The organism is Corynebacterium ammoniagenes DSM 20306, from assembly GCF_001941425.1.
GTDB lineage: Bacteria > Actinomycetota > Actinomycetes > Mycobacteriales > Mycobacteriaceae > Corynebacterium > Corynebacterium ammoniagenes.
In genome coordinates this window covers 2643624-2667877 of record NZ_CP009244.1, presented here as the reverse complement: position 1 = coordinate 2667877, position 24254 = coordinate 2643624, and the positions used below count along the sequence as shown (strand labels likewise).

The window sequence follows — 24254 nt, the reverse complement described above, 5'->3', positions numbered from 1 at the left end:
CAGTGATTGGACGCGTCAGCGAGAAAGGCACACGATATGGGGCAAGCACAAGGATTCGACCGAGAAAAATACATCTCGTTGCAATCCGAACACATCAACAACAGGCGTGCGGAAATCGGCGGGCGGCTTTACCTAGAAATGGGAGGCAAGCTTTTCGATGACATGCACGCCTCTCGCGTTTTACCCGGGTTTACCCCGGACAATAAAATCGCCATGCTGCAGCGCATCAAAGATGACGTCGAGATTTTGGTGTGCATCAACGCCAAAGACATCGCCCGGCAAAAAGTCCGCGCCGATTTGGGCATCTTGTATGAAGATGATGTGCTGCGGTTGATTGATGTCTTCCGCGAGCGCGGGTTTTTGGTGGAAAATGTTGTCATCACCCAGTTTGAAGACAGCAATGAACAAGCCGTCGCGGTGGTCGACCGCTTGCGCCGGTTGGGGCTGAAAGTCTCCAAACACCGCAATATCCCGGGCTATCCCACCAATACGGACCTGATTGTTTCCGAAGACGGGCTGGGCAAAAATGAATACGCCGAGGTCACCCGCGACTTGGTGGTGGTGACTGCACCGGGGCCGGGGTCTGGAAAGTTGGCGACGGCGCTGTCGCAGATCTACCACGAACTCAATGCGGGGCTCAAGGCTGGTTATGCCAAATTTGAAACCTTCCCCGTGTGGAACCTGCCTCTAGAGCACCCCGTTAACCTGGCTTATGAAGCGGCCACGGTGGATCTCAATGACGCCAATGTCATCGACCACTTTCACCTCAAAGCCCACGGCGAATCCGCGGTCAACTACAACCGCGACGTTGAAGCCTTCCCGCTGCTGTCTGCCCTGTTGGAGAAGATGACCGGGCATGTGCCTTATCAATCGCCCACGGATATGGGCGTGAATATGGTCGGCTATTGCATCACTGATGATGAGGTGTGCCGCGAGGCCAGCGACCAAGAAATCATTCGCCGCTATTTCAAAACGCTTGTCGATGAAGCCCGCGCCGGCCTCGACGACGTATGGTCCTCGCGCGCAGCGGTGGTCATGGCCAAAGCAGGCATTAAAGCCACCGACCGCCGCGTGGTCATGCCCGCGCGGTTGCGCGCCGAGGAGACCAAAGACGCCGCCTCCGCCATGGAGCTTGCCGATGGCACCATCATTCGCGGGCGCACCTCCGAACTGCTGGGCTGTTCTGCGGCCATGCTGCTTAATGCGCTGAAGCACTTAGCGGGAATCTCCGATGACATCTTATTGCTCTCGCCGGAATCCATTGAGCCGATTCAAACACTCAAGACCAAGCACTTGGGCTCGCGCAACCCGCGTCTGCACACCGATGAAGTCTTGATTGCCTTGTCGGTCTCGGCGGCCAAAGATGACAATGCGCGCCGGGCGCTGAATGAAATCAAACAACTGCGGGGCTGCGATGTACACACCACGACGATCTTAGGCTCGGTCGATGAAGGCATCTTCCGCAACTTAGGCGTTTTGGTCACCTCGGATCCTGTCTTTGCACGCAAGACGGCGCTGTATCAGAAGCGATAATTTATCCAATGCCACGGGGCGGGTTTAGACTAGCTCCCGTGAGCATCGGCAAAATTCTTCTCTACTACAGCTTTACTCCCCTCAAAGACCCGGAAGCCATCATGTTGTGGCAGCGCGACTTGTGCGAATCCTTAGGGCTCAAAGGGCGCATCCTCATCTCCGAACACGGTATTAACGGCACCGTGGGCGGAGATATGGACGCGTGCAAAAAATACGTGCGCAAAACCAAGGAATACCCGGGTTTTAAAAAGATGGCCTTTAAATGGTCCGACGGCGATGCCGACGATTTTCCGCGCCTGTCGGTCAAAGTCCGCGATGAGATTGTGGCCTTTGGCGCGCCGGGTGAGCTCAAAGTCGATGAAGATGGCGTCATTGGCGGTGGGGTGCACTTAAAGCCGGAGGAGGTCAACGAGCTCGTCGAAAAGCATGGCGATGACGTGGTCTTTTTCGACGGCCGCAACGCCATGGAAGCCGAAATTGGCAAATTTAAAAATGCCGTGGTGCCCGATGTGAAAACCACCCATGATTTCATCAAAGAAATCGAATCCGGCAAATATGACTGGATGAAAGACCGCCCGATTGTTTCCTACTGCACCGGCGGGATTCGCTGTGAGATTTTATCGGTCTTGATGAAAAACCGTGGGTTTAAAGACGTGTATCAAATCGATGGCGGCATTGTGCGCTACGGCGAAAAATATGGCAACGAGGGGCTGTGGGAAGGCTCCATGTATGTCTTTGACAAGCGCATGCACCACGAATTTGGCGCTGGCGTCAACGATCCGGGGTTTATCCAGCTCGGTCACTGCGTGCAGTGTGGGGCGGGGACCAATACCTTTGTCAACTGCGTCAATGAAGATACCTGCCGCCAGCAGGTCTTGCTTTGCGATGACTGCGCGTCGCAGACCTCGACCGCCAACTGTGGCCGCGAGGATTGCCAGCAGGTCGCAGCAGAGCTAGAGGCAGCGGAGAAGTAGCTAGCTGTGGATAACTTCGCGGTTTAGGTGATGTGACAGCGGAGTTATCCACAGGTTTTACCGCCTGCGCTCGTGGTTGGGGCGCGGGCTTATTAGGTTGAAGGCATGAACATTTTATCGGCCTTTGCCTTCTTTAGCAGCCATGGCGTGTCCTTTCTACGCGCGGTGATGGACTTGCATGCCTATGATCTTGTGGAATACGGCATGTCGGTTGATCAAGCCAAACGGTATAAGCGGGTCGCCAACGCGTTCTTAGGTCCGGCTGATTCCCCGCGCGTGCAGCGTGAGACGCTGGAGCTCGCCGAGCGCCAAGGAATGTCGGTGGACCGGTTAATCATGATTGACCGGCACGCGACGAAAGTAAAAGCCCGCGGTCAAGCCTGGGCTTTGCGCGCGGAATTAGTGGCGATGACGGGCACTTTCGACGAGGTCAATGAATTCGCGGCCGAGCGGGTGCGCGAGATTGTAGGGCCGACCCCGCGCAAGCCGGGCGTGCGGTTTTCGCGCAGCCGCGATGGCATGCGCACGATGACCGTGACCGATGAGCAGCGCGAGATTACAGATTTAGAAAAGACCCTGGATGCCATTTGTGCTGCGGGCAAGAAGGGCGCCGACGACGCGGCGAGCGCGTCAAACGCGGGAACGCAGGACGTGGTCCCGCGCAGTGAAGCCTTGCGCACGGCTTTTTGGCAGCATCTGCGCGACGGTGGCGGAGTAATTAAACCGGCGTATTCCACGGTGATCGCGATCGGGGTTGATGACGCCTTCCGCATCCTGAGCGGTCGCGGTGATGATGTGGTGCTCGGGTTATCCGATGGCACCACGATGACCGGAGCCGAGTACCTCGCGGCGATGGATGCCGGCGAGCTGGGACGCGATATCTTCGCGGGGCTTTTCCACCCCGTCTCCGGCCCGGTGAACTTATATAGCGCGCGCTTTGCCTCGTTCAAGCAGCGAATGTTGGCGAAGGCCGAAAACCTGGTGTGCCCGTGGCCTGAGTGCGCGGTGCCGGCCGATAGGTGCCAAGTCCACCACATCGACGCGCACGCGCACGGCGGGCAGACCGAACCATCGAATCTGACGATGCTGTGCCCCTATCACAACGGAGTCAACGATGATGAGGCGAATAAACGCCGGCGCGGCCGAGTGGATAGACACTTCGGGCACGTGCGCTACACCACCCCGTCGGGGCGGATCATCGCCAATCGGCATGACAATTGCACGCGCGGCGCGATGCATCTCATCGCGAAGAAGGTGTGGGTTTAAGAGTTTAAAACGTTGGATAATTCCAGCAGGGTTTGTGTCATCCAAAACATGCAGTGTGGCACCATGACCCAAAAAGCGCCCATCCACGGACGCCACCGCAGGTAACTGCGCAATTTGCGGATCAACATTACTGCGGAGCCGATCAAGCCTAAGATCGGGGTGATCGATACCACGATGACCCAGATGATCTGCTGGGTTGAGGAGCAAAACCACGTGGCATTGCCCGCGTCGCATTCGGGACCGCCGACGAGACGGAAAATGACGACGGACCCCACTGCGACGATCAACGAGATCGCCACGGTGATGATGGTAAACCACACGGCTTGCCGGGTTGAGGCGCGGTTTAACTCGGCGATGCGCGCCGGATCGGGCTCATCCGCTAAGTCATCGAACGACGCGGGCTCAGGCCGCGGCATATTAGTAAAGTCCGCGTCTGTGGACAGATCATTTTCCGGATGATCTGGGCCCGTGAAATCAAACCGACGATCGTTCATATCTTTGACCCTACTAGCTTGTCTTCCGCGATGGCCATACGATGATCGGAACCGACAGATGCGGCAGCAATTCCGTGGCCCGCGATCCAATAAACACCCGCTCTAAAGCACCCATGGGTGATGAACCCAAGCAGATGAGATCGCCCTTTTTCCATTTCAGTGAATCTACTGCGGCGCGCCACCCCTTGCCGGAGCCAATCTCCGTGCGGATTTCGAGGTCCGGAAAGCGCTCGCCCACGCGCTCGCGGGCGATATCTAGCCGGCCCAAAGAATGCTCGCGCCACTGCGAGGTTAATTCCAAGGCCACATCGAGGTTGTCATTAATAGGCGCGTTGACTAACCCGTGGGAAGAAAACACGATGATGCGCAGGGGCACGTTCCAAGTGGAGGCTAAAAAGGCGGCATCGATAAGCGCGGGCACATCGTCGATGCCTTGCTCTTCGGTCAGCGCAAAGTTCAACCGGGTTACCCCGTGCTTGGATAATTTCGCCGCGCGGGGGCTAAGTCCCACGGGAATCGGCGAATAGTGCAAGAGACTATCGGCGGTCGAGCCGGCGAGAAAGCGTCCTTTGGCAGCACCTTGATTGGGGCCCAACAGAACCAAGTCAGCGTCGAATTCTTCGGCGGCTTGGGTTAAAAGCTGCGGTTTAGACGGACCGTCCATGAGCACGGAATAATCTTTATTCCACTGCTCGCGGGGGATGCCGGCGGCTTGCAGGGTGTTTTTGACCGCTTGCTTGCAGGCTTTGGCTTCTTGCGCAAACCATTTATGGTATTTCCCGCCGAGTTTTTGCATGGAGACCTCGTGCCACGGCTGCACAAAAGCAGACAGCACGCGAACTTCCACCGGGGTGGTGCGGGCCAGCCAAGCCGCATATTCGATCGGTTCAGTACCACCGGAGGCCGGCGTCCAGGAAATGAGGATACGGTAAGCGCGTTTATCTGAATTCAGCGGCATAAAGAAACAACGTCAGGGGTTAAGGATGTGTTGTACACCCTCATCCTAGTAAGCCCGACGCTATTTCTGTGAATCCTGGGTAGGGCGGTAAATTTCCGCGAGCTTGGTAATAAGCTCGGAGATCTCCCGGGCGGTTTGCAAGCCCTCGGCATCTAGCCAGCGCAAAATCTCTGCTAAAGCCTCGGCGCGCTCTTTGCTCACGCGTTCTAATTCGGCAGCGCCCTTCTTAGTCAGCTGCACCATCACGCCGCGGCGGTCTTTTTCATCGCGGCTGCGCTCAATAAAGTTGCGTTGTTCTAATTGGTAAAGCGCATTCGATGCCGTGGGCATGCGAATTAACTCAGCGGCGGCGACCTGGCTAACGCGCGCGGCACCGCGGGCTTTGAGCTGGTTCATAATCGAGACCTGCGAGGTCGTCAACGATCCACCTTCGGTGGTGCGTTGGAAAATCACGACTAATTTATTAAGTGCCGGTTGAATATCTTCGGCTACTTCGAGCGCATCTTCCAGGCTGGACGGGGATTGATTATTAGCTTCGGTCATAAAACAAGAATACCGCTCACATGTACGTATTTGTAGTTAATTAACCAAAAAGTTAGGTTTTGGACCCTAAAATATTTTGACCCAAAGCTAAACCACGCTTCCGGGCATATTCTCACATCTTGAAAGCCCGAAATGCGTGGTCTACGTGGGTTTGTCTACGCCTGATTGTCGGCCGTGTCTGCTCCGATGATGAACGCTTCGAGGGCGGCGCGGGCTTCATCGTCAGGCATTTGCTGCGGCGGCGACTTCATCAAGTACGCCGATGCCGGCAAGATAGGTCCACCGATGCCGCGGTCCAAGGCGATCTTGGCGGCGCGCACAGCATCGATGATGATGCCGGCAGAGTTCGGCGAATCCCAGACCTCGAGCTTGTACTCCAAATTCAGCGGAACTTCACCGAAGGCGGAGCCTTCCAAGCGGACATAGGCCCACTTGCGGTCATCGAGCCATTCGACGTAGTCGGACGGGCCGATGTGCACGTTGCGGTCTTCCTTTTTGCCTGCCAGCGGGGAATCCTGCAAGTTGGAGGTCACGGCTTGGGTTTTGGAAATCTTCTTGGATTCCAAGCGGTTGCGGTCCAGCATGTTTTTAAAGTCCATGTTGCCGCCGACATTGAGCTGCATGGTGCGCTCGAGGCGCACGCCGCGGTCTTCAAATAACTTGGCCATCACGCGGTGGGTAATGGTCGCACCTACCTGGGATTTGATGTCGTCGCCGACAATCGGCACGCCAGCATCGGTAAATTTCTGCGCCCACTCCGGGTCGGAGGCAATAAAGACGGGCAGGGCATTGACAAAAGCAACGCCGGCATCGATAGCAGCCTGGGCGTAGTACTTATCGGCTTCTTCGGAACCTACCGGCAAATAGGACACGAGGACATCGGCGCCGGAATCTTTTAAGGCTTGGACGACATCGACAGGCTCTGCGTCGGATTCTTCAATGGTTTCCAGGTAGTGTGTGCCCAGACCATCCAAGGTAACGCCGCGCTGCACGGTAACGTTCATATGGGAGAGCTCGGTAATGGTAATCGTGCAGTTGCGCGAAGCGCGGGTGGCATCGGAGAGATCCTGGCCGACCTTGGCGGCGTCAACGTCGAAGGCGGCAACGAATTCGATATCGCCCACGTGGTAATCGCCGAATTGGGCGTGCATGAGCCCGGGAATTTTTTCATCGACCGCGGCGTTGCGGTAGTACTCCACGCCTTGGATTAACGAGGTGGCGCAGTTGCCAACACCAACGATGGCAACCTTTACTGTTGAGGCCATTTTTCGGCATGCTCCTTGACTATAATTTTGGTTAAGCCTTGAACTCCCAACCCTAGGGTTGACGGCCTCTCAAGTGCTACTTTGTGCGGAGGTGGATCGATAAAGTTGATGATATTAAGGTGGAAAAGGTGAGTGGCATAACACCTCAAGTGGCCTATAAACACAAGGTTTCACACGAGTGGGAACGCGCGGCAACCCTGCGCGAGGTGCGTGCTGGGCGGGTCGATACTGACGCGGTCCGTGACGCGGATTTCTTGCTGCGCGCAGCCGCAACCCACCACGGGGTCGATTCTTTACGGCCATGCCCGTTATGTGGGTCTACACTGCGTAATACACGCTGGGTGTATGGCGAGGTTTTAGGTCGTCGCGCGGGCAGCGCCCGGAGCGAGAAGGAAATCGCCGAGTTTGTGGCAGAAGGTTTAGAATTTACTGTCCATACCGTAGAGGTATGCATTGCTTGTCGATGGAACCATCTTTTAACCTCCGAAGTAGCCTATGGAAAGTGTTAACGTGCGTGTATCGCAGTAGTATGAAACCCCAGAGTTATACCCGGCGACTAATTAAGCACTATAGAAGTAAGGCGCGTTTAGGTGAGCGATAAGAAGGAAACGACTCCGTCTTCCGGCAGGAGGCGGAAAAAAGGTACACGCCGCTGGCCGTGGATTGTGTTGATTATTGTTGCAATTTTCATCGCTATCCCAGGCGGAATTTTTGCGTATGCGTATGTGCAATACGAGGTGCCGGAGCCGGAAGATCTGGCTAATAACCAGATTTCGACGATGTACGCCTCGGATAACAACACGCAGATAGCGCGCATCGTGCCGCCGGAAGGCAACCGCACCCACGTGAGTTTGGACGAGATTCCTGACCACGTGGAAAATGCTGTGCTCGCCGCCGAAGACCGCGATTTTTGGACGAACTCGGGCTTTTCCTTTACCGGGTTTGTTCGCGCTGCACTGGGTAAGGTTACCGGCAATGACTCTGCCGGTGGTGGTTCCACCATTACTCAGCAGTATGTGAAAAACACCCTGGTGGGCAATGAGGTCTCCTATATCCGCAAGGCGCGCGAGTTGGTCTACTCCATCAAGATGACCAACCAGTGGGAGAAAGAAGACATCCTCAACTCCTACCTGAACACGGTCTACTTCGGCCGCAATGCCTACGGCCTGCAGGCTGCGTCCTTGGCCTATTTCGACAAGGACGTCGAAGAGCTCACCGTGGAAGAAGGTGCCATGCTCGCCGGCATCATTCAGGCACCGAGCAACTGGGACCCAGCGGTGGACGCGCAGCAGTCCGAACAGCGTTGGAACTACGTGCTCGACGGCATGGTGGAAATGGATGCCTTGCCCGAAGACCAACGCGCGGGCATGCAATTTCCGCATACCGAAGAGCAATCTGCTGTCTCTGCATACACTGAGGCCACCGGTGCCAATGGCCACATTAAAGACCAAGTGATTGCGGAATTGGAAGAAGTCGGCATCTCGGAAGATGACGTCAACACCCGAGGGCTGCGCATTACCACCACAATCGATCCCACCGTGCAAAATGCCAGCGTTGATGCGGTCGATGCCAACCTGGCACCATTGCAAGAAGATGCTCGGGCTGCGGCGGTGACCATCGATCCATCGACAGGCGCCGTGCGTGGGTACTTTGGCGGCAACGAAGCCTCGGGCTGGGACTACGCCAATGGTGCCACCGAGACCGGGTCGACGTTTAAGATCATGGCGCTGGCAGCAGCATTGCAGCAGGGTATTCCGCTGAGCCAGAACTACTCCTCGGCGCCGTATGATTTGACTGGGATTACCATCGGCAATGTCAATAACAACACCTGTGGTGTGTGTTCTATTGAAGAAGCGCTGATGCACTCGTACAACACCTCCTTTATGCGCCTGCAGCAGGACTTGGAAAACACCACCCAAGACACCGCCGATATGGCGTATTCCTTGGGCGTTGCGGAATCGCTGCCGGGCATTGAGCGCACCTTGACCGAAAATGGCAAGCAGCCTTATGAAGGCATCGTGCTGGGCCAGTACCGCTCGCGTCCATTGGATATGGCAGTAGCGATGGCGACGTTGACCAACCGCGGCGTGTGGCATGACCCGTACTTTGTACAGCGTGTGGAAACCAACTCTGGCGAAGTTCTGTATGAACACCCCAACGATGAAGGCGAACGCCGCGTATCCGCGCAGGTTGCGGATAACGTCATCCAGGCGATGAAGCCGATTGCGGGCTGGTCGAATGGTGCATTAGCCGGAGGCCGTGAATCGGCCGCGAAGACCGGTACCCACCAGTTGGGGGATACGGGTCTGAACAAGGACACTTGGATGGTCGGTTCGACCCCGCAGCTGGCTTCGGCGGTGTGGGTCGGTGCCGCGGATAATGCCTCGGCGATTAACAACGCCTGGGGTGGCGTGATGTACGGCGCGGGTGCGCCGACGCAGATTTGGAAGCAGATTCTAGACACCTCGCTTGCCGATGCCGAGTGGGAGTCCTTCCCGCAAGCCGTGCCAGTTAGTTACGGGTTTAACGAACTATCCAATGCAACGGCCTGGGATCCATCGTGGAACTCAACGCCATCGACGGATAGCTCAGGTACCACGGGAGGTACCACCCGTGGCGGTGGCGCAGGCGGCGAAGCCACCCGGGAAGAAGAGACCGACTCCGGCACCACGCCAAGCCCCGATGCGGGAGACGGTGCGCGTCCTAGTGATCCGCCAGAAGGCGGCGATACCGGCGGTGACGACGGCGGAGGCGGTGGCGGTAATGCGCCAGCACCACCAGCGCCACCATCAGTCGATGATGTCATCGGCGACCTAGAAGATATATTTGGCTAAGTCTTAGCGCGCTTGAGCCGTGCAGACCCTCTTTCGTGAAGGAAGAGGGTCTTTTGCATTTCTTAGGCGATAATGGAGGACATGAATGTTGTCACCATCGGAATCGTGTCCATCGCCATCGGGTTTATTTGTTTCCTGAGCGCGTACTACACCTTCCAGCGCGGCAAGGATCGACGCGTTCCTATTGCGCTGGGAATCGCGACGTTAGTCTTTTTAACCATCATCCCCGTCTTTTGCGCGGTCTTTTATGCCGCGACCTCGAACGGGTACTGAAAAACTTGCAAACTACAACGGTGTAATTTTGCGGAGCAATTGCGCTGGTGTAGGGGATTTTCGATCCCGGGGGTGATGCGGTACGCTGGTGAGGTTGCTTGACGCAACGTACCCTCCTGCCATGTCCGCAAAGGTGATGTGGCCGAAACTACTAGACCATAGGAGGTGATGAGGTCCGTGCGTCACTACGAAGTCATGATCATTTTGGATCCGAGCCAAGATGAACGCACTGTAACCCCGTCCCTAGACAAGTTCCTCGAGACCGTTCGCTCTGAAGGCGGCAAGGTCGAGAACGTTGATGTGTGGGGCAAGCGTCGCTTGCTGTACCCAATCAACAAAAAGGAAGAGGGCGTTTACGCTGTTGTAAATCTCGAGTGCGAGTCTGCGACCGTGCTGGAGTTCGACCGTCGCCTGAGCCTGAACGACTCTGTTCTGCGTACCAAGGTTCTGCGCACAGACAGCAAATAACGGATACTGGGGTCAAACTCATTCATCCGATTCTCAAGGAGTAGGCAAATACCATGGCACAGGGCGATACCAATATCACGGTTGTTGGCAACATTGTTGCTGACCCAGAACTGCGTTTTACCCCGTCGGGTGCGCCAGTCGCGAACTTTCGCGTAGCGTCCACCCCACGTCGTTTTAATTCCCAAACTAATCAGTGGGAAGACGGCGAGGCTATGTTTTTGACGTGCAACGTCTGGCGCCAGGCCGCAGAAAATGTCGCAGAGACCCTGAGCAAGGGCATGCGCATTGTGGTTACTGGTCGTTTGAAGGCACGTACTTTTCAAACCCGCGAGGGCGAGAACCGTACCGTCTTTGAAATCGACGTTGATGAGGTCGGGCCATCGCTACGCTATGCCTCCGCGCAAGTGACTCGCAATCCCCGTGAGGGTGGATCCGGCGGGAACTTCGGCGGAAATCAAGGCGGCGGACAAGCCGGTGGCAACCAAGGTGGATTCGGTGGCGGCTTTGGTGGAAACCAAGGCGGCGCAAGCCAAGGCGGCAACCAGGGTGGATTTGGTGGAAACCAATCCTCCGGTGGTCAGTCTCAGCCAGCTAATGACCCTTGGAACTCTGCCCCACCAGCTGGTGGATTCGGCGGAGATGACGAACCCCCGTTCTAAGTTACTGTCAGCGAATAATCAACATTCAACTTAAACACATATAAGTGAAAGGCAGGGATCATGAAGCTGATCCTCACCGCTGCCGTTGATAACCTCGGCGCTCCAGGCGAAGTCGTTGAGGTTAAAAACGGTTACGGACGTAACTACCTGCTTCCACGCGGACTAGCAATTGTTGCTACCCGCGGCGCAGAGAAGCAGATTGAAGGCATCAAGCGTGCACAGGAAGCTCGCGCAATCCGCGACTTGGACCATGCACGTGAGGTCCGCACTCAGCTCGAGCAGCTGGAGAAGGTCGTTGTCGAGGTCAAGACCTCCGACAAGGGCAAGCTCTTCGGTTCTGTTACCGCTGATGATATTGTTGCGGCAGTCAAAAAGGCTGGCGGCCCAAAGTTGGACAAGCGAATCATCGAATTGCCCAAGGGCCTAGTCAAAAAGACTGGCAACTACCAGGTCGAGGTCAAGCTGCACGCTGACGTTCTCGGCAAGATTAATTTCTCGGTCGTCGCTGCCTAATTAATTGGCGCGTTCGACGGTCATAATTTTTAGAAATTTATAGACCCAACGACAACAGCATTGCGCGCAGGTCCTGATGGACACTCCTATGTGAGGTGGGAGTGAAATCGGGACCTGCGCGCATTTGTATCTGTGGATAACTTTGAAAATCTGTGGATAGATTCCTTGCCGCGGCAAAGATTTTTATGCTACAGACCGCTCGCAGTGCCCGCGGTGACACGTTGCATCGCTTGCTTATCGATGCCTACTTTGCTACCCGAAACCTTATGTGAGCTGTGTAAACTGGGGGCATCGTCAAGCGAAGGTGCCTTGGCAGAAAGCTATTCCCAAGCGGATTGGCGGCAATTGTGCGCCTTAGCAGGCAATTACACAGGCGCCTGTGGATAACTGTGGATAACTATCCCCAAGGGTGTGTACAAACCCACCGAAATGTTCAACGTCGTGTTCACCGTGGTGGACGGGAAACGTCGTAAAAGGGATGCGATGTATTAGCCTTGAAGGAGTTGCAAGAAATGAGAGAGGTACGTCGATGACTTCGAGTATGGGAGCGAGTTTCGATGACGATAACTACCTGCCACCGGAAGAACCGGCACCAGAATATGGCCCGGAACCACCGGAGTCCTTCGATGGCCCAGGACAAAGTTTCCCGCGCGATAACTATGGCGGCGGGCGCCGGAAATACGGCAAGCGGGATGAGTTAGAAAACCCGCAGCGCTATGGCGAATTTCGCCAGCCGCCCTCGGATAAAGATGCCGAGCAAGGTGTTCTTGGCGCGATGTTATTATCGCCGTCCTCGGTCATTGAGGTCATCGATGAGGTGGACCCGGAGGACTTCTACTACCCGGCGCACCAGCTTATTTATAGTGCGATGTTGGATTTGTACTCCGATGGCACCGATATTGACCCGGTGATTGTCTCGAGCCGGTTGGACCGCCAGCAAAACTTAGAGCGCATTGGTGGCGCGGTGTATTTGCACACCTTGCTGGCCACGGTGCCCACGGCGGCGAATGCGCGCTACTATGCCGAAATCGTCGCGGAAAAAGCACTGCTGCGCAAGCTTGTCGATGCCGGCACGCGCGTGGTGCAGCTGGGCTTTAACGGCGATGAGGACGCCGAGATTGATGCGGTCTTGGACTTAGCGCAGCAGGAAGTGTTTAAAGTTGCGCAGAAAAAGACCACGGAGGACTACAAAGTCATCGGTGATCTGATTATCCCGACCATCGATGAGCTCACGGCGCTGCAAAATAATGGTGGTCTGGAATCGGGCGTGCCCACGGGCTTTATTGACCTGGATAACCTAACCAATGGTTTGCACTCGGGGCAGATGATTATTATCGCGGCGCGTCCTGGTGTGGGTAAGTCCACGTTGGCGTTGGACTTTATGCGGTCTTGTTCGCTGCACCATAATAAGGCGTCTGTGGTCTTTTCTTTGGAAATGAGTGCGTCGGAGATTGTCATGCGTTTGCTGTCGGCAGAATCTGAGGTGAAGCTGTCGGACATGCGCTCGGGCAAGGTCTCTGGTGAAGACTGGGAGCGGCTCACGGATACGCTGAACCGGATTCAGGACGCCCCGTTGTATATCGATGACTCACCGAACCTGACGATGATGGAAATTCGCACCAAGGCGCGTCGGTTGAAACAGCAGCAGGGCCTTGACCTGGTGGTGTTGGACTACTTGCAGTTGATGAGTTCTGGCAAGCGCGTGGAATCGCGTCAGCAGGAGGTTTCGGAGTTCTCGCGTCAGTTAAAGCTGTTGGCCAAGGAATTGGAAGTTCCCGTGATTGCGATTTCGCAGCTTAACCGTGGGCCGGAAGCGCGTACGGATAAAAAGCCGCAATTGGCGGACCTGCGTGAGTCGGGCTCATTGGAGCAGGACGCCGATATGGTGATGTTGCTATATCGCCCGGACTCACAAGACCGCGATAGTGAGCGTGCCGGTGAGGCCGATGTTATTTTGGCCAAGCACCGTGGTGGACCGATCGATACGGTGCAAGTGGCGCACCAGTTGCACTACTCGAAGTTCGTGAATATGGCGCACGGCTAGCCCCGGTATTTGTTAACTTCCTCACTTCTCGTCGCGAGCTGTCTCACTTAGGTGTAGGTGCTCGCGGCGGAGATTTTTATTTGCGCAGGTCACGGGGTTAATTGTTGGTATTGTGAGCCTGCCCTATCTAAGGGCGACCATAGCTAGGTATGCCTATCCATCGATGAAATCCCTGCTCAGGGGTGGCAATCTATCCTTATCGACATTTTGTGAGGAGGAAAGATGAGTATTTCGGTCGCCCGCACCACGAACGCAACCATTTTGTCGAACGTTCCCCGCGATATCAGCGAGATTGAACGCCAGGCAGCGCGCCCTACAGGTTTTGCTCAGTTCTTAGCCCGCGTCTTTGGTTATAAGTCCAACTAAACAACAATAGAATGCGGGTGGGAGACACGGACTATGGTCTCCCACCCTGGAACCTCTACGGCCTTTGCTGCTAGTCAGCGAGGGCCTTCCCTTTTGCCTTATTAGTTTCGGTGCTGAATTCGGACGTATTAGACTGCTCGGCCAATTAAGCTTTGGGCTATGAAGGTAGGGAGTTCAGCGATGCGCACTTCAATTAACATGCTGCGTGAGCTTATCCCTTTCGACGCGGTACAGCTATTGCGTATTGAGTCCCTAGGACGGCCCCAAGAGATATTTCGACAGGGCTATAGTTCTAACACTGCGTGGGCTCTGGCCCATATGTTTCCACAAAAGTATCCCCATGGGTTTACTCGCTACGCGAGTGCGGACCCTCCATTGCCGGCGACGATATCGACATCTTTGATTCAGGGTGAATTTACTTCATCGACGCTCTTTCGGGAGCATTTGTCACGGGAGGGATATGCGGAAGGAATGTCGCTGGAGCTACATTCAGGAAGTGGGCCGGTGGGACTTGCTCACTTTTCCAGCAGAAGGGCTGCCGCCTTCAGTGGGGAGCCCCGAAAAGCTGCGCTAGCAGTATCTGGCCTCCTGGGACAATTGGTAGCGTTGCATCCGGCTCGTAAGAACAATCCTTGGCCGATCTCCTCCCACTCAGGAATTGAGGAGGCACTCCTTGCCGACCCGCAATTCCTTGCACTACTTGAACAGTGTAAGAACTCTCCCCTAGCGATGCTTGAGCACTTGTGGTGGGCGGGCGACTGTCTTGTGGAAGTGGGAATTACACAACCTGGCAATTTGCAAGCTCGTCCGGCACCTGTGGATAAAACTGCAGGCCTTTCCCGTCAAGAACTGGCTGTCTTGAGCGTCTTGTGCTGTGGAGTATCGGATGCTGAAGTGGCAAACCGACTACATTTGAGCATTCGAACGGTGCAGTCTCACATTAGCTCGCTCAGAAAGAAATTGAACGCTTCCAGCCGGCTCGAGGCTGTTGTAATTGCACTTGGACGAGGTCTCTACATACCGCATCCCCGGCTTGCTCCGTTGGAGCAGATAGCACGAGGAAGCGGTAGATAAGTAGATAGGTTTATTTGGCGGGAATGTTTGCGATAAGCTTGGCAGCTTCGTTTACTTCTTCGCGCTGGTGATCGAAGAGATCGTCTACTCCTTGGGTGCTAAGGAGGGTATTAAAAGGATCTCCAAAACCGGACTCCGTTTGGGTGAGGACTTCCAACACGCCAAGGCCACAGATGGGAAGGTAGTAAGGGCTGTAGCCACCTTCCTGAACAAAGACGAGTTTGCCGTCGCAAATCGAGTCGGCAGCGGAGACGATCATTTCTGTCATCTGCTTAAATCCATCCTGCGTGACCATTTGCCGGGCTAATGGATCCATAGCTGATGCATCAAAACCAGAGGCCACGATAATTAGCTCCGGCTGAAACGCTTCAAGCGCGGGAAGAACTACTTCCTCAAAAGCCAGGTTGTATACAGCGTTTCCGCTTCCAGGAGGCAGAGGAATGTTGAGTGCTGTTCCCAGTGCATCAGGTCCACCATTGTCTTCGCGGAATCCAGAATTTGCCGGGAAACACTTATTTTGGTGGAGCGAAATTGTGAGGACATCAGGGTTGTCCCACCAGATCTGCTGGGTTCCATTGCCATGGTGGACGTCCCAATCAACAACCGCCACTCGGGTTAGTCCGTGGTGCTCCTTGGCATACGCGGCCGCAACTGACGCGTTATTGAAGAGGCAAAAGCCCATGCCGCGTTCGCGTTCTGCATGATGTCCCGGGGGATTGATAAGCGCATAGGCAGTATCAACCTCTCCAGTTAGCACGGATTTGGTTGCCTGGATCGCACCGCCTGCAGCTAGCAACCCGATCTCGTAGCCCCCTTTTCCAAGTGGGGAGGCGCCATCTCCGGCGTCACCACCTTTTGGCTGCGAAGATTGGTCTTTAATGTATTCAATGTGTTCGGCTGTGTGAACACGCAAAAGGTCTTCCTCAGAGGCAGGCTGAGCCTGCAGATTTGTGAGTTGGTCGCGAAGTGCGGAAGTTTGAACGACTTCGTGAAAACGTCGTTTCGTATCAGGGTGTGCCAAATGGCGTCCAATTGGTTGAAGCCCAGCTGCGGGATCCGCCGGAACGAACCCACCACTGCCAGTGTCCATCCACCCGTAGAGAGTGTCCCAGAGATAACCGACGTTGCGTGACATGTAGTACTCCTTCTCGAGAATTGGTCTTAGCTCTCAAGATATGTCTCGAGGCTCCAGATGGGTACCGGAAAAATACTGAACTTTTGTGCCGCTGACAATGTGAGTGGTTTCTGCCGCTTTCCCCACGTAGTAGCAGGAGAATCCCTTTGAGAGTGATAGCATTTGCAGAATTTAAAAAAGAAAAACAGGAGAGCCATGGAACTTCGTCAGTTGCGTTATTTTCTAATAGTTGCGGAAGAATTGAATTTCACGCGGGCGGCTGACCGGTTGCATATGGCCCAACCTCCGCTGTCCCAGCAAATTAAGGCGCTAGAAACTGAGCTCGGAGTAAATCTCTTCCATCGCACTACGAGAAAGGTCGAGCTAACTAGGGCCGGAGAATTCTTTGAAGAGAAGATTCGCGATTGGCAGACGGAACTACAGGGAGTAATTCGGGAAGCGAGAGATATTCAAGCCGGCTTTAGAGGGCGCGTGCGAATCGGGTTTGTGGGAACTGCAACTCATTTCCTGATGCCGCAGGTGTTAGCGGGTCTCAAAAAGCAGCTGCCAGGAATTAAGGTCGATGTGGAAGGCGAGCTTTTGACCCCACAAATTGAGGACCTGCTGCACCGAAAGAAACTCGATATTGCGGTTATCCGCCCGCCGGTCACATCACCTGAGATAGAGGTTGAATTCCTGAGGAGCGACAAATTTGAAGTCTGCTTTTCAGCAAGTGACGAACTGGCTGGGACTCAGGAGCCTTTGGACATCGCCGAACTTAGAAGTCGTGAATTTGTTTCGTACCCTGCAAATTCAGCGGCGGCTACGGCATTCTATGCAGCGTGTAGTAAGGCGGGATTCCTTCCCAATGTAGTCCATGAAACCGATAGAATGTCGACCCTGTTAACTCTGGTCGGGGTAGGAGCCGGTATCGCCGTAGTACCTACGGGTTCTGGTTCCCCGATGCGTCACCCTGTGAAGTACCGCCAGATTCGAGACGTTCCGCCCATAGAGCTAGCAATTAGCAAGCTCGTTGGACAGAACTCTGCGCTCATCCAAGAAGTTAGCGCGGTTATTAGAGATGAACTAACGAACGGCAGGTTTTCCTAGACCGTTTATTCTCGGTCGAGCGTAAATTCTGGCTGTTTTACTTCCTGGCCAGTGGGTCTAGTTGTATGCTCAATGCTTTCTGATTCATTGTCACTGGTGTCTGGAGTAGCTTCTTCAAAGAGTCGATCTTCTGCTTCTGGTGTAATCCCAAGCTTTCTTTGCCGTGAAGCAACAAACGATACGAGAAATGGTGTGAGGAAGGTAGTGACTACGACAGCCGTTGCAATTTGAGCAGTGGCTTCAGCTTGGATGCCTAGCAGCGAAGGATCGATAGCTGCAATTGCGGCTGGTGTGGCAATTGCATTGCCTGCAACAGCGGATTCCGCAGCGCCGGCAACAAGGTTGCGAGATTCCCGGGGGTGTCGACGAATTCGGTGCCATAGATAGACACAAGTGATGGTGGCAGTACCTGAGAATACAAGCGTCATTAGCCCGAGCAATACCCCGATTGCCCCAGAACGGACTAGTTCATTGAAATCAATACCTGCACCAATCGAGAATCCGACGAACGGAATAATAAGTTTTTCACCAGGAGCTAAAAAGGCACGAGCAATACTGGATGAATTGCCCAGGATAAAGCCGAGGATGATTGGAAAGATTGCTGCAAAGAGAGTCTGGACAGGGAAATCCGCCAGCCCTGCAGCACCGAGTGCAATCATCGTTAAAAATGGCCCGTCATTAATTGACAAGATTGAGATTGAACCTTTGTCAGTCTTAGAGCCGAACTGTGAGGTTAGAGCAACGAAAAGTGAGCCGCTGGAATTCGACATTGCTGCGATGACAGCTAATGGTAGGAGCCCCCAAAGCGTGCCGTCTGGAGTTAAGAAGGCGACTGCCACGCCGACTAAGGCGGCTACACCAAATTTGGATAACAGGAGGACAATACCTTTTTCCACGGAGGGCAGTGCAGTCTTAAAGCTAATCTGAGAGCCGACCGATACGAAGAATATGGCGATGAGGACACTGGTGCCGTCTTTGAATAACGCCGTGGTGAAACTACCAATTTCCAACACCTCAGGCGCTAAAGTGTTGATGATCGCGCCGAAAAAGAGCGGAACAACCATCAGGGCGCCGGGGATTTTAGCGATGTAGCGAAGCAGCTGGTCCATCAATTGACTCACCTTCTATGTCTTAAATGCGCGGTTGCTAACAGTGGCAACCGTAATGTGATGTAAGACATCTTATGGGTGAGTGGCATATGTGAGAAATACTAAAATCGTCTAGTTTAATATTTCCTAGATCTAAATTGCTTTATTTGAAGAGTACCGCCCTGTTCTCTGCTTCATTATTGGCTTGGGGGTAAAGAACAATGGACTGGTTGGCCGCCCAATTGAGGGGATAACCAGTCCATTGTGAAGCTAGGCTTTGCAGGACGATAAGGTTTGACGCGGTTGCTTGGAGTACCTCTGCTAGTCAGCGAGGGCCTTTCCTTTATTTTCCGGCAAGGTAAAGGCCGCGACGGCGGCTAGGGCAAAGGCGCTGGCGAATAGCACGAACAGCCACGGCTGGCCGGCGGCTGCGAGGATCGGGGGAACGATGAGTGGGGAGACAATCGAGGCGATGCGCCCGAAGCCGGCGGCAGCGCCAGTGCCGCGTCCGCGAATTTGCGTGGGGTAGAGCTCTGGTCCGATGGCGTAGAGCGCGCCCCACGCGCCGAGGTTGAAAAAGGACAGGAAGCAGCCAGCGATGATGATGGTTAATTCGGTCTCGGCCATGCCAAAGGCGCCGGCGGATATGGCGGAGCCGACGAGGAAGACGGCGAGGGTGACGCGGCGGCCCCATACTTCAATCAGCCAGGCGGCAGCGGTGTAGCCGGGCAGCTGCGCGAGGGTGATAATCAGCGTGAAGGTAAACGAGCGCACGAGGGTAAAACCATCGGCAACCAGCAGCGACGGAATCCAGATAAACGCGCCGTAGTAGGACAAGTTGATGCAAAACCAGATGACCCACAACGCTGCGGTGCGAGCGCGCATGCGTGGTGACCAGATGGAGGATTCGCGGGCATCTGCGTCGACTTCTGCGGGTGGGGCGTCGAGGCTTAGCTCGTGGCCTTCGTGGCGGGCGGAGTCTTCGAAGTCGACGACGATGCTTTCGGCCTCATCGTGGCGGTCGGTGGCTTCGAGGAAGCGGACGGATTCTGGCAGCGCCATGCGCACATAGAGTGCGTAGAGGGCGGGAATCATGCCGATGGCTAAGGCCCAGCGCCATCCGGAATCGGAGGCTCCCACCACAAAGGTGCCGACGATGGCAGCCGCAATCCAACCGGCTGCCCAGAACGCTTCGAGTAAGACGACCATGCGCCCGCGGATTTTGCGGGGAGCGAATTCGGAAATCAACGTCGAGGCGACTGGTAATTCTGCGCCGAGGCCAAGGCCAACGATAAAGCGCAGGACAATCAGCACACCTAAACCGGTAGCGAGTGCGGACGCGCCGGTGGCAAGACCGTAGACCAGCAAGGTTAGGGCAAAGACATGGCGGCGGCCGAATTTATCGGCCAGCAGCCCGCCTAAGGTTGCGCCTAATGCCATGCCGACGAAACCGGCGGTGGCGATCCAAGAAGTTTGCGAGGACTCTAGGTTCCAGTGGACCGCGAGGGCGGCCATAATAAAGGAGATAAGCCCGACATCCATCGCGTCGAGCGCCCAGCCGATGCCAGAGCCCCATAACAGCTTTTTGTGTTTTGAGGTTACTGGCAGCCGGTCAAGGCGCTCGTTTCGCGATAAGTGAGAAGTAGTGGTTTGCGTCATGGCCGCTGATGTTAAACAATCACGCAGGTTTCGGCCTAATGGGCTAAAACCTACGTGGCTTGAAAGGACCGCAGGCGCAAGGAGTTGCCAACGACGAAGACGGAACTAAAAGCCATGGCCAAACCGGCAAAGAGCGGGTTTAAGAAACCTGCTGCGGCGACCGGAATCAGCACGACGTTATAGGCAAAAGCCCAGAATAAATTCCCTTTAATGGTGCTAAAGGTCTTTCGCGATAGCTGGATGGCGTGCGCGGCGGAGCGAAGATCCGAGTTCATCAAGGTGATATCGGAAGCTTCAATCGCGACGTCGGTTCCGGCACCCATCGCTAGGCCCAGGTCCGCTTGGGCTAAGGCGGCGGCGTCGTTGACGCCATCGCCGACCATTGCCACGGTTAGGCCTGCCTCTTGGAGCTCGCGAACTTTGGAGACTTTATCTTCGGGCATGACCCCAGCAAAGACGTGTTCTGAGGCAATGCCGACCTCGCGGGCAACCGCGCGGGCAGCGCCGGGGTTATCACCGGTGAGTAGATAGGGGGTCAGACCTAATTCTTGCAGCTGCGCGATAGCAGCAGTGGAGGTGTCTTTGATGGTGTCGCGCACGGTGATGATCCCTGCGAGCTGGTCATCAATGTGCACCACAATTGGGGTGCCACCGTCTGCTTCGGCGGCGGCAAAGGCGTCAGCGAGAGCACCGAGGTCCTTGTCACCGGCGCGACCAACGCTGACGCGGTGGCCCTCGACGGTGCCGCTCACACCCATGCCAGCTTCGGACTGGAAATCGTGGGCGGCAGGATGATCCGGTGCGTGTGCCACGATCGCTTTGGCGATGGGGTGCTCGGAGCCAGACTCGACCGCGGCTGCGTAATTAAGTAGCTGCTGTTCAGCGGTGCCTTCGGCGGCGGCGACGTGGGTAACGCTCATAACACCCGTGGTCACCGTGCCGGTCTTGTCTAAGACAACGGTGTCGACCTTCTTGGTGGATTCCAAGATTTCGGGGCCTTTAATCAGCAGGCCCAATTGTGCACCGCGGCCGGTGCCAACCAAGATGGCGGTCGGGGTAGCAAGACCCATCGCACACGGGCAGGCGATGATTAAGACCGAGACAGCGGCCACGAACGCCGGCGCTAAGCCCTGGGAGAGCAGCATGTGCCCCACTAACGCGGCAATGGCAATGAGAACCACGGCCGGGACGAAGATCTGCGCGATGCGATCGACGAGGCGCTGCACGGGAGCCTTGGAAGACTGAGCTTCTGTGACCAGCTTTGCCATCTGCGACAAGGTGGTATCAGAGCCAACGCGGGTTGCGCGGACGACCAGTTTGCCGGAGGTATTAATGGAAGCGCCGGTGACGGTTGATCCTTCTTGGACTTCTACCGGGACGGATTCGCCGGTGAGCATGGATTCATCGACAGCTGAGAACCCTTCGACGACCTTGCCGTCTGTGGCAATCTTTTCGCCAGGACGTACGACGAAGACGTCGCCGATTGCTAGCTGGGAGATCGAAATGCGGGTCTCGGAGCCATCGACAAGCAAGGAAGCGTCTTTGGCGCCCATATTTAACAAGGTGCGCAAAGCTTCCGATGATTGTCCCTTGGCCTTGACCTCAAAGTAGCGGCCCAGCAACAGGAAGGTAATGACCATGCCGACGGATTCCAGATAGATGTGGTCCATCTGGGCGTCGTTGGAGAAAAACTCCATGTGCATGCGCATGCCTGGTTCGCCGGCGTTGCCGAAAATCATGACATACAGCGACCAGAAATAGGCCGCGGAGGTGCCCATGGTAATGAGCGTGTCCATGGTAAAAGAGCCATGTTTGAGGTTGGTCCACGTGGCCTTGTGGAACGGCGCGCCGCCGTTGATAAAGACAATCGTGGCCAAAATGGCGCTGACCCACTGCCAGTAATCAAACTGCAAGGCCGGAATCATGGACAATGCCATGATTGGGACAGACAGCACAGCGGACATGATGGTCAAACGCTTCAGCTGTGCTGCTTCTTCTTCGCGTGCTACATCGGCCGGGGAGGCATCGTCAAGCGAATCTGCGTCCTCGGTTCTGGGATTGGCATCGTAGGCGTCGTACCCGGCGCCCTGGATGACCTTGATGAGGTCTTCTGGTGCGGTCAGCGAGGAATCATATTCCACTGAAGCCGACTCGGTGGCGTAATTGACCGTCGCGTTGACGCCTTCGACCTTGTTGAGATTGCGCTCCACGCGCGAAGAACACGACGTACAGGTCATGCCTGTGACGCCGAGATCAATATGTGTGGTGGACATGGGAGCCTAAACCAACTTGTATCCGGCTTCCGCAACGGCTGCGGAGACCTGCTCGTCTGTGAAATCGGCGCCTTCAACCGTTACGGCACCGGTATTGTGGTCAGCGTTGACGCTGGTAACGCCGGCGATCTCGCCGACTTCTTCCTGCACGGACATTTCGCAGTGTCCGCAGGTCATGCCTTCTACGGTGTAGTTTTTCGTTGCCATGATGAATGCTCCTTGAATTGGTACGTGGTTTTCCTGAACGACCTCCACGATATACCCCCATAGGGTATCTGGCAAGGGGTTGGTGACGGAATATTTCGCCTTTCGGTACCGTTGAGTAACTACAGAGCGGAAAATTTCGTAACTTAAGGAGAAAAATGGCAACCGTAGAAGTAACCAAGGAAAATTTCGAAGAAACCACTATCGGTGACGGCATCACCATTGTTGATGCGTGGGCTGAATGGTGTGGTCCATGCAAGCGCTTTGCCCCCGTCTTTGACAAGGCTTCGGAAGAGCACGAGGACATCACCTTTGCCAAGCTAGATACCGAAAACAACCAGGAACTAGCGGGCGCATTGCAGATTCAGGCTATTCCTACCTTGATGGTCTTTCGCGACGGTATCCAGGTCTTTAACCAAGCAGGTGCCCTGCCACCAGCAGCTTTCGAGGACCTGATTAAGCAGGTTCGCGATTTGGACATGGACGCTGTCCGCGAACAGGTGGAACAGCAGAAGAACCAGGGTTAATCACTAGGGTTAATCGCCCCTTTTGCTCGACGCTTTCTTGTGAGTACCGCTACACTCGCTAGAAAGCGTCTTTTTAATTGTGGAAAAAATTTACAAGGAGTGAAGCGGGCTATGGCTAACCCATTTTCTAAGGGCTGGAAGCACTTGATGGCTTCCTTCGATCAAAAAATTGATGAAAAAGCTGACCCCAAGGTTCAGATTAAGCAGGCGGTAGAGATTGCGAAGAAGCGCCATCACGAGATCACGGAGTCAGCTTCGGAGATTATTGGCAACCAGCGCCAGCTGGAATTACGACTGAACCGTCTGTTGAAGTCGCAGGAAGACCTGCAGACGCAGGTGCGTCGCGCACTGCAACTAGCTGACCAGGCGGAAGCGGATGGCGATTCCGGCAAGGCGCAGGAATATAACAATGCTGCCGAGGTAGTTGCGGCCCAATTAGTCTCCACGGATCAAGAAATTGAGCAGGTCAAGACTCAGCATGAATCTGCGACGCAGGCCGCGCAGCAGGCGCAGGAACAGCAGAAGCAGTCTGAGGCCCGTTTGCGTGAGCAGCTTGCCGAGGTAGATCAGCTCATGGCTCAAGCCGATCAGGCAACGATGCAGGAGATGAACGCGGAGACGCTCAGCTCCATGGATAACCTCACGCCTGATGGCAATTCCCCAACGTTGGATTCCGTGCGCGCGAAGATTGAAAAGCGTTATTCCAATGCACTCGGCGCCCAGGAGCTGTACCAGGCATCCGGTGGCAGCCGCATCCAAGAAGCACTGGAATCCACAGAAGATGTACGCGCGAAGTCTCGCTTAGATGAGATCCGTGCATCTATGTCGCAGGATAAGCAGTTGACTTCGGGGGAGGAGAAAACATCGCAAAGCTCGGGCGGCAACAACGACGTTGTCGAACCGGAAGTTGCTGGTGACTCCGCCGATAATAAGGCATCCGGCGATGTCCACGATGCGGAAATCGAGCAGGTCCTCGATGAAGCAAAGAAAGCTGTCGACGACAAGAAGTAATCAA

Annotated in this window: 24 protein-coding genes; 15 read left to right on the top strand and 9 right to left on the bottom strand. The window is 55.2% G+C overall.

What is annotated here, in order from left to right; genetic code table 11:
* The first annotated feature begins 36 nt into the window (after positions 1-36).
* The 3 genes from CAMM_RS12210 to CAMM_RS12200 all read left to right on the top strand — a co-directional run bounded on the left by CAMM_RS12210 (position 37) and on the right by CAMM_RS12200 (position 3773).
* On the top strand, positions 37-1533 hold the full coding sequence (locus CAMM_RS12210; protein WP_003846861.1) for a DUF1846 domain-containing protein: 1497 nt from the start codon (positions 37-39) through the stop codon (positions 1531-1533).
* A 38-nt stretch (positions 1534-1571) separates the two neighbouring features.
* Entirely contained in the window at positions 1572-2507 is a 936-nt protein-coding gene (gene trhO, locus CAMM_RS12205) for an oxygen-dependent tRNA uridine(34) hydroxylase TrhO (RefSeq protein ID WP_040355183.1), read from the top strand.
* A gap of 105 nt (positions 2508-2612) precedes the next feature.
* Entirely contained in the window at positions 2613-3773 is a 1161-nt protein-coding gene (locus CAMM_RS12200) for an HNH endonuclease signature motif containing protein (RefSeq protein ID WP_003846858.1), read from the top strand.
* On the opposite strand, the gene CAMM_RS12195 is transcribed toward CAMM_RS12200, so the two are convergent.
* The 4 genes from CAMM_RS12195 to CAMM_RS12180 all read right to left on the bottom strand — a co-directional run bounded on the left by CAMM_RS12195 (position 3770) and on the right by CAMM_RS12180 (position 7033).
* Positions 3770-4267 (bottom strand): hypothetical protein, encoded by a 498-nt coding sequence (locus CAMM_RS12195; protein WP_003846855.1) that lies wholly within the window; start codon positions 4265-4267, stop codon positions 3770-3772. The two genes, CAMM_RS12200 and CAMM_RS12195, sit on opposite strands and share 4 nt — an antisense overlap.
* A 13-nt stretch (positions 4268-4280) precedes the next feature.
* Positions 4281-5225, bottom strand: coding sequence for a universal stress protein (locus tag CAMM_RS12190; RefSeq protein ID WP_003846853.1), 945 nt, complete (start codon positions 5223-5225; stop codon positions 4281-4283).
* A gap of 60 nt (positions 5226-5285) precedes the next feature.
* Positions 5286-5768, bottom strand: coding sequence for a MarR family winged helix-turn-helix transcriptional regulator (locus tag CAMM_RS12185; RefSeq protein WP_003846851.1), 483 nt, complete (start codon positions 5766-5768; stop codon positions 5286-5288).
* Between the two features lie 155 nt (positions 5769-5923).
* Complete coding sequence (locus CAMM_RS12180; protein ID WP_003846849.1) at positions 5924-7033, bottom strand: inositol-3-phosphate synthase; 1110 nt, start codon at positions 7031-7033, stop codon at positions 5924-5926.
* Positions 7034-7170: 137 nt separating this feature from the next.
* Between CAMM_RS12180 and CAMM_RS12175 the strand changes: the two genes are divergently transcribed.
* The 9 genes from CAMM_RS12175 to CAMM_RS13245 all read left to right on the top strand — a co-directional run bounded on the left by CAMM_RS12175 (position 7171) and on the right by CAMM_RS13245 (position 15264).
* On the top strand, positions 7171-7542 hold the full coding sequence (locus CAMM_RS12175; RefSeq protein WP_232051085.1) for a DUF5318 family protein: 372 nt from the start codon (positions 7171-7173) through the stop codon (positions 7540-7542).
* Between the two features lie 81 nt (positions 7543-7623).
* Positions 7624-9867 (top strand): transglycosylase domain-containing protein, encoded by a 2244-nt coding sequence (locus CAMM_RS12170; protein ID WP_040355180.1) that lies wholly within the window; start codon positions 7624-7626, stop codon positions 9865-9867.
* Positions 9868-9948: 81 nt separating this feature from the next.
* On the top strand, positions 9949-10140 hold the full coding sequence (locus tag CAMM_RS12165; protein ID WP_040355260.1) for a hypothetical protein: 192 nt from the start codon (positions 9949-9951) through the stop codon (positions 10138-10140).
* Positions 10141-10317: 177 nt separating this feature from the next.
* Positions 10318-10608, top strand: a complete 291-nt coding sequence (rpsF, locus tag CAMM_RS12160) for a 30S ribosomal protein S6 (protein ID WP_171974897.1) — start codon at positions 10318-10320, stop codon at positions 10606-10608.
* A 53-nt stretch (positions 10609-10661) separates the two neighbouring features.
* On the top strand, positions 10662-11267 hold the full coding sequence (locus CAMM_RS12155) for a single-stranded DNA-binding protein (protein ID WP_003846840.1): 606 nt from the start codon (positions 10662-10664) through the stop codon (positions 11265-11267).
* A gap of 60 nt (positions 11268-11327) precedes the next feature.
* Positions 11328-11780: a 50S ribosomal protein L9 gene (gene rplI / locus CAMM_RS12150; RefSeq protein WP_003846837.1), complete on the top strand. Its 453-nt coding sequence runs from the start codon at positions 11328-11330 to the stop codon at positions 11778-11780.
* 529 nt (positions 11781-12309) lie between these two features.
* Complete coding sequence (gene dnaB / locus CAMM_RS12145) at positions 12310-13824, top strand: replicative DNA helicase (RefSeq protein WP_040355177.1); 1515 nt, start codon at positions 12310-12312, stop codon at positions 13822-13824.
* 222 nt (positions 13825-14046) lie between these two features.
* Positions 14047-14190, top strand: coding sequence for a hypothetical protein (locus CAMM_RS12900; protein ID WP_003846831.1), 144 nt, complete (start codon positions 14047-14049; stop codon positions 14188-14190).
* A 159-nt stretch (positions 14191-14349) separates the two neighbouring features.
* Positions 14350-15264 carry a response regulator transcription factor gene (locus CAMM_RS13245; protein WP_003846830.1) on the top strand — a complete coding sequence of 305 codons (915 nt, stop codon included), beginning with the start codon at positions 14350-14352 and terminating at the stop codon, positions 15262-15264.
* 10 nt (positions 15265-15274) lie between these two features.
* On the opposite strand, the gene CAMM_RS12135 is transcribed toward CAMM_RS13245, so the two are convergent.
* The gene (locus CAMM_RS12135; protein ID WP_003846829.1) at positions 15275-16399 is read right to left on the bottom strand and encodes a class II histone deacetylase; all 1125 of its coding nucleotides are present in this window, start codon (positions 16397-16399) and stop codon (positions 15275-15277) included.
* 195 nt (positions 16400-16594) lie between these two features.
* Between CAMM_RS12135 and CAMM_RS12130 the strand changes: the two genes are divergently transcribed.
* A complete protein-coding gene (locus CAMM_RS12130) occupies positions 16595-17488 on the top strand; it encodes a LysR family transcriptional regulator (RefSeq protein ID WP_003846826.1) in 894 nt (297 codons plus the stop codon).
* 5 nt (positions 17489-17493) lie between these two features.
* Here the strand turns inward: CAMM_RS12130 and CAMM_RS12125 are convergent, their stop codons facing one another.
* The 4 genes from CAMM_RS12125 to CAMM_RS12110 all read right to left on the bottom strand — a co-directional run bounded on the left by CAMM_RS12125 (position 17494) and on the right by CAMM_RS12110 (position 22715).
* Entirely contained in the window at positions 17494-18597 is a 1104-nt protein-coding gene (locus CAMM_RS12125) for a 2-keto-3-deoxygluconate permease (protein WP_003846824.1), read from the bottom strand.
* A 300-nt stretch (positions 18598-18897) separates the two neighbouring features.
* Entirely contained in the window at positions 18898-20235 is a 1338-nt protein-coding gene (locus CAMM_RS12120; protein ID WP_003846823.1) for an MFS transporter, read from the bottom strand.
* A gap of 50 nt (positions 20236-20285) precedes the next feature.
* The gene (locus tag CAMM_RS12115) at positions 20286-22508 is read right to left on the bottom strand and encodes a heavy metal translocating P-type ATPase (RefSeq protein WP_040355174.1); all 2223 of its coding nucleotides are present in this window, start codon (positions 22506-22508) and stop codon (positions 20286-20288) included.
* Positions 22509-22514: 6 nt separating this feature from the next.
* The gene (locus tag CAMM_RS12110; RefSeq protein ID WP_040355169.1) at positions 22515-22715 is read right to left on the bottom strand and encodes a heavy-metal-associated domain-containing protein; all 201 of its coding nucleotides are present in this window, start codon (positions 22713-22715) and stop codon (positions 22515-22517) included.
* Between the two features lie 155 nt (positions 22716-22870).
* Between CAMM_RS12110 and trxA the strand changes: the two genes are divergently transcribed.
* Together trxA and CAMM_RS12100 are read left to right on the top strand one after the other, a co-directional pair.
* Positions 22871-23239 (top strand): thioredoxin, encoded by a 369-nt coding sequence (trxA, locus tag CAMM_RS12105; RefSeq protein WP_003846817.1) that lies wholly within the window; start codon positions 22871-22873, stop codon positions 23237-23239.
* Positions 23240-23350: 111 nt separating this feature from the next.
* Positions 23351-24250: a PspA/IM30 family protein gene (locus CAMM_RS12100; protein ID WP_003846815.1), complete on the top strand. Its 900-nt coding sequence runs from the start codon at positions 23351-23353 to the stop codon at positions 24248-24250.
* Positions 24251-24254 lie beyond the last annotated feature (4 nt).

Bases quoted from the DNA above. Each gene is read 5' to 3' on its own strand.
- CAMM_RS12210 (WP_003846861.1), top strand. From the start codon at position 37: ATGGGGCAAGCACAAGGATTCGACCGAGAAAAATACATCTCGTTGCAA.
- CAMM_RS12200 (WP_003846858.1), top strand. From the start codon at position 2,613: ATGAACATTTTATCGGCCTTTGCCTTCTTTAGCAGCCATGGCGTGTCC.
- CAMM_RS12195 (WP_003846855.1), bottom strand. From the start codon at position 4,267: ATGAACGATCGTCGGTTTGATTTCACGGGCCCAGATCATCCGGAAAAT.
- CAMM_RS12190 (WP_003846853.1), bottom strand. From the start codon at position 5,225: ATGCCGCTGAATTCAGATAAACGCGCTTACCGTATCCTCATTTCCTGG.
- CAMM_RS12185 (WP_003846851.1), bottom strand. From the start codon at position 5,768: ATGACCGAAGCTAATAATCAATCCCCGTCCAGCCTGGAAGATGCGCTC.
- CAMM_RS12180 (WP_003846849.1), bottom strand. From the start codon at position 7,033: ATGGCCTCAACAGTAAAGGTTGCCATCGTTGGTGTTGGCAACTGCGCC.
- CAMM_RS12165 (WP_040355260.1), top strand. From the start codon at position 9,949: ATGAATGTTGTCACCATCGGAATCGTGTCCATCGCCATCGGGTTTATT.
- CAMM_RS12155 (WP_003846840.1), top strand. From the start codon at position 10,662: ATGGCACAGGGCGATACCAATATCACGGTTGTTGGCAACATTGTTGCT.
- rplI (WP_003846837.1), top strand. From the start codon at position 11,328: ATGAAGCTGATCCTCACCGCTGCCGTTGATAACCTCGGCGCTCCAGGC.
- dnaB (WP_040355177.1), top strand. From the start codon at position 12,310: ATGACTTCGAGTATGGGAGCGAGTTTCGATGACGATAACTACCTGCCA.
- CAMM_RS12900 (WP_003846831.1), top strand. From the start codon at position 14,047: ATGAGTATTTCGGTCGCCCGCACCACGAACGCAACCATTTTGTCGAAC.
- CAMM_RS13245 (WP_003846830.1), top strand. From the start codon at position 14,350: ATGAAGGTAGGGAGTTCAGCGATGCGCACTTCAATTAACATGCTGCGT.
- CAMM_RS12135 (WP_003846829.1), bottom strand. From the start codon at position 16,399: ATGTCACGCAACGTCGGTTATCTCTGGGACACTCTCTACGGGTGGATG.
- CAMM_RS12130 (WP_003846826.1), top strand. From the start codon at position 16,595: ATGGAACTTCGTCAGTTGCGTTATTTTCTAATAGTTGCGGAAGAATTG.
- CAMM_RS12125 (WP_003846824.1), bottom strand. From the start codon at position 18,597: ATGGACCAGCTGCTTCGCTACATCGCTAAAATCCCCGGCGCCCTGATG.
- CAMM_RS12120 (WP_003846823.1), bottom strand. From the start codon at position 20,235: ATGACGCAAACCACTACTTCTCACTTATCGCGAAACGAGCGCCTTGAC.
- CAMM_RS12115 (WP_040355174.1), bottom strand. From the start codon at position 22,508: ATGTCCACCACACATATTGATCTCGGCGTCACAGGCATGACCTGTACG.
- CAMM_RS12110 (WP_040355169.1), bottom strand. From the start codon at position 22,715: ATGGCAACGAAAAACTACACCGTAGAAGGCATGACCTGCGGACACTGC.
- trxA (WP_003846817.1), top strand. From the start codon at position 22,871: ATGGCAACCGTAGAAGTAACCAAGGAAAATTTCGAAGAAACCACTATC.
- CAMM_RS12100 (WP_003846815.1), top strand. From the start codon at position 23,351: ATGGCTAACCCATTTTCTAAGGGCTGGAAGCACTTGATGGCTTCCTTC.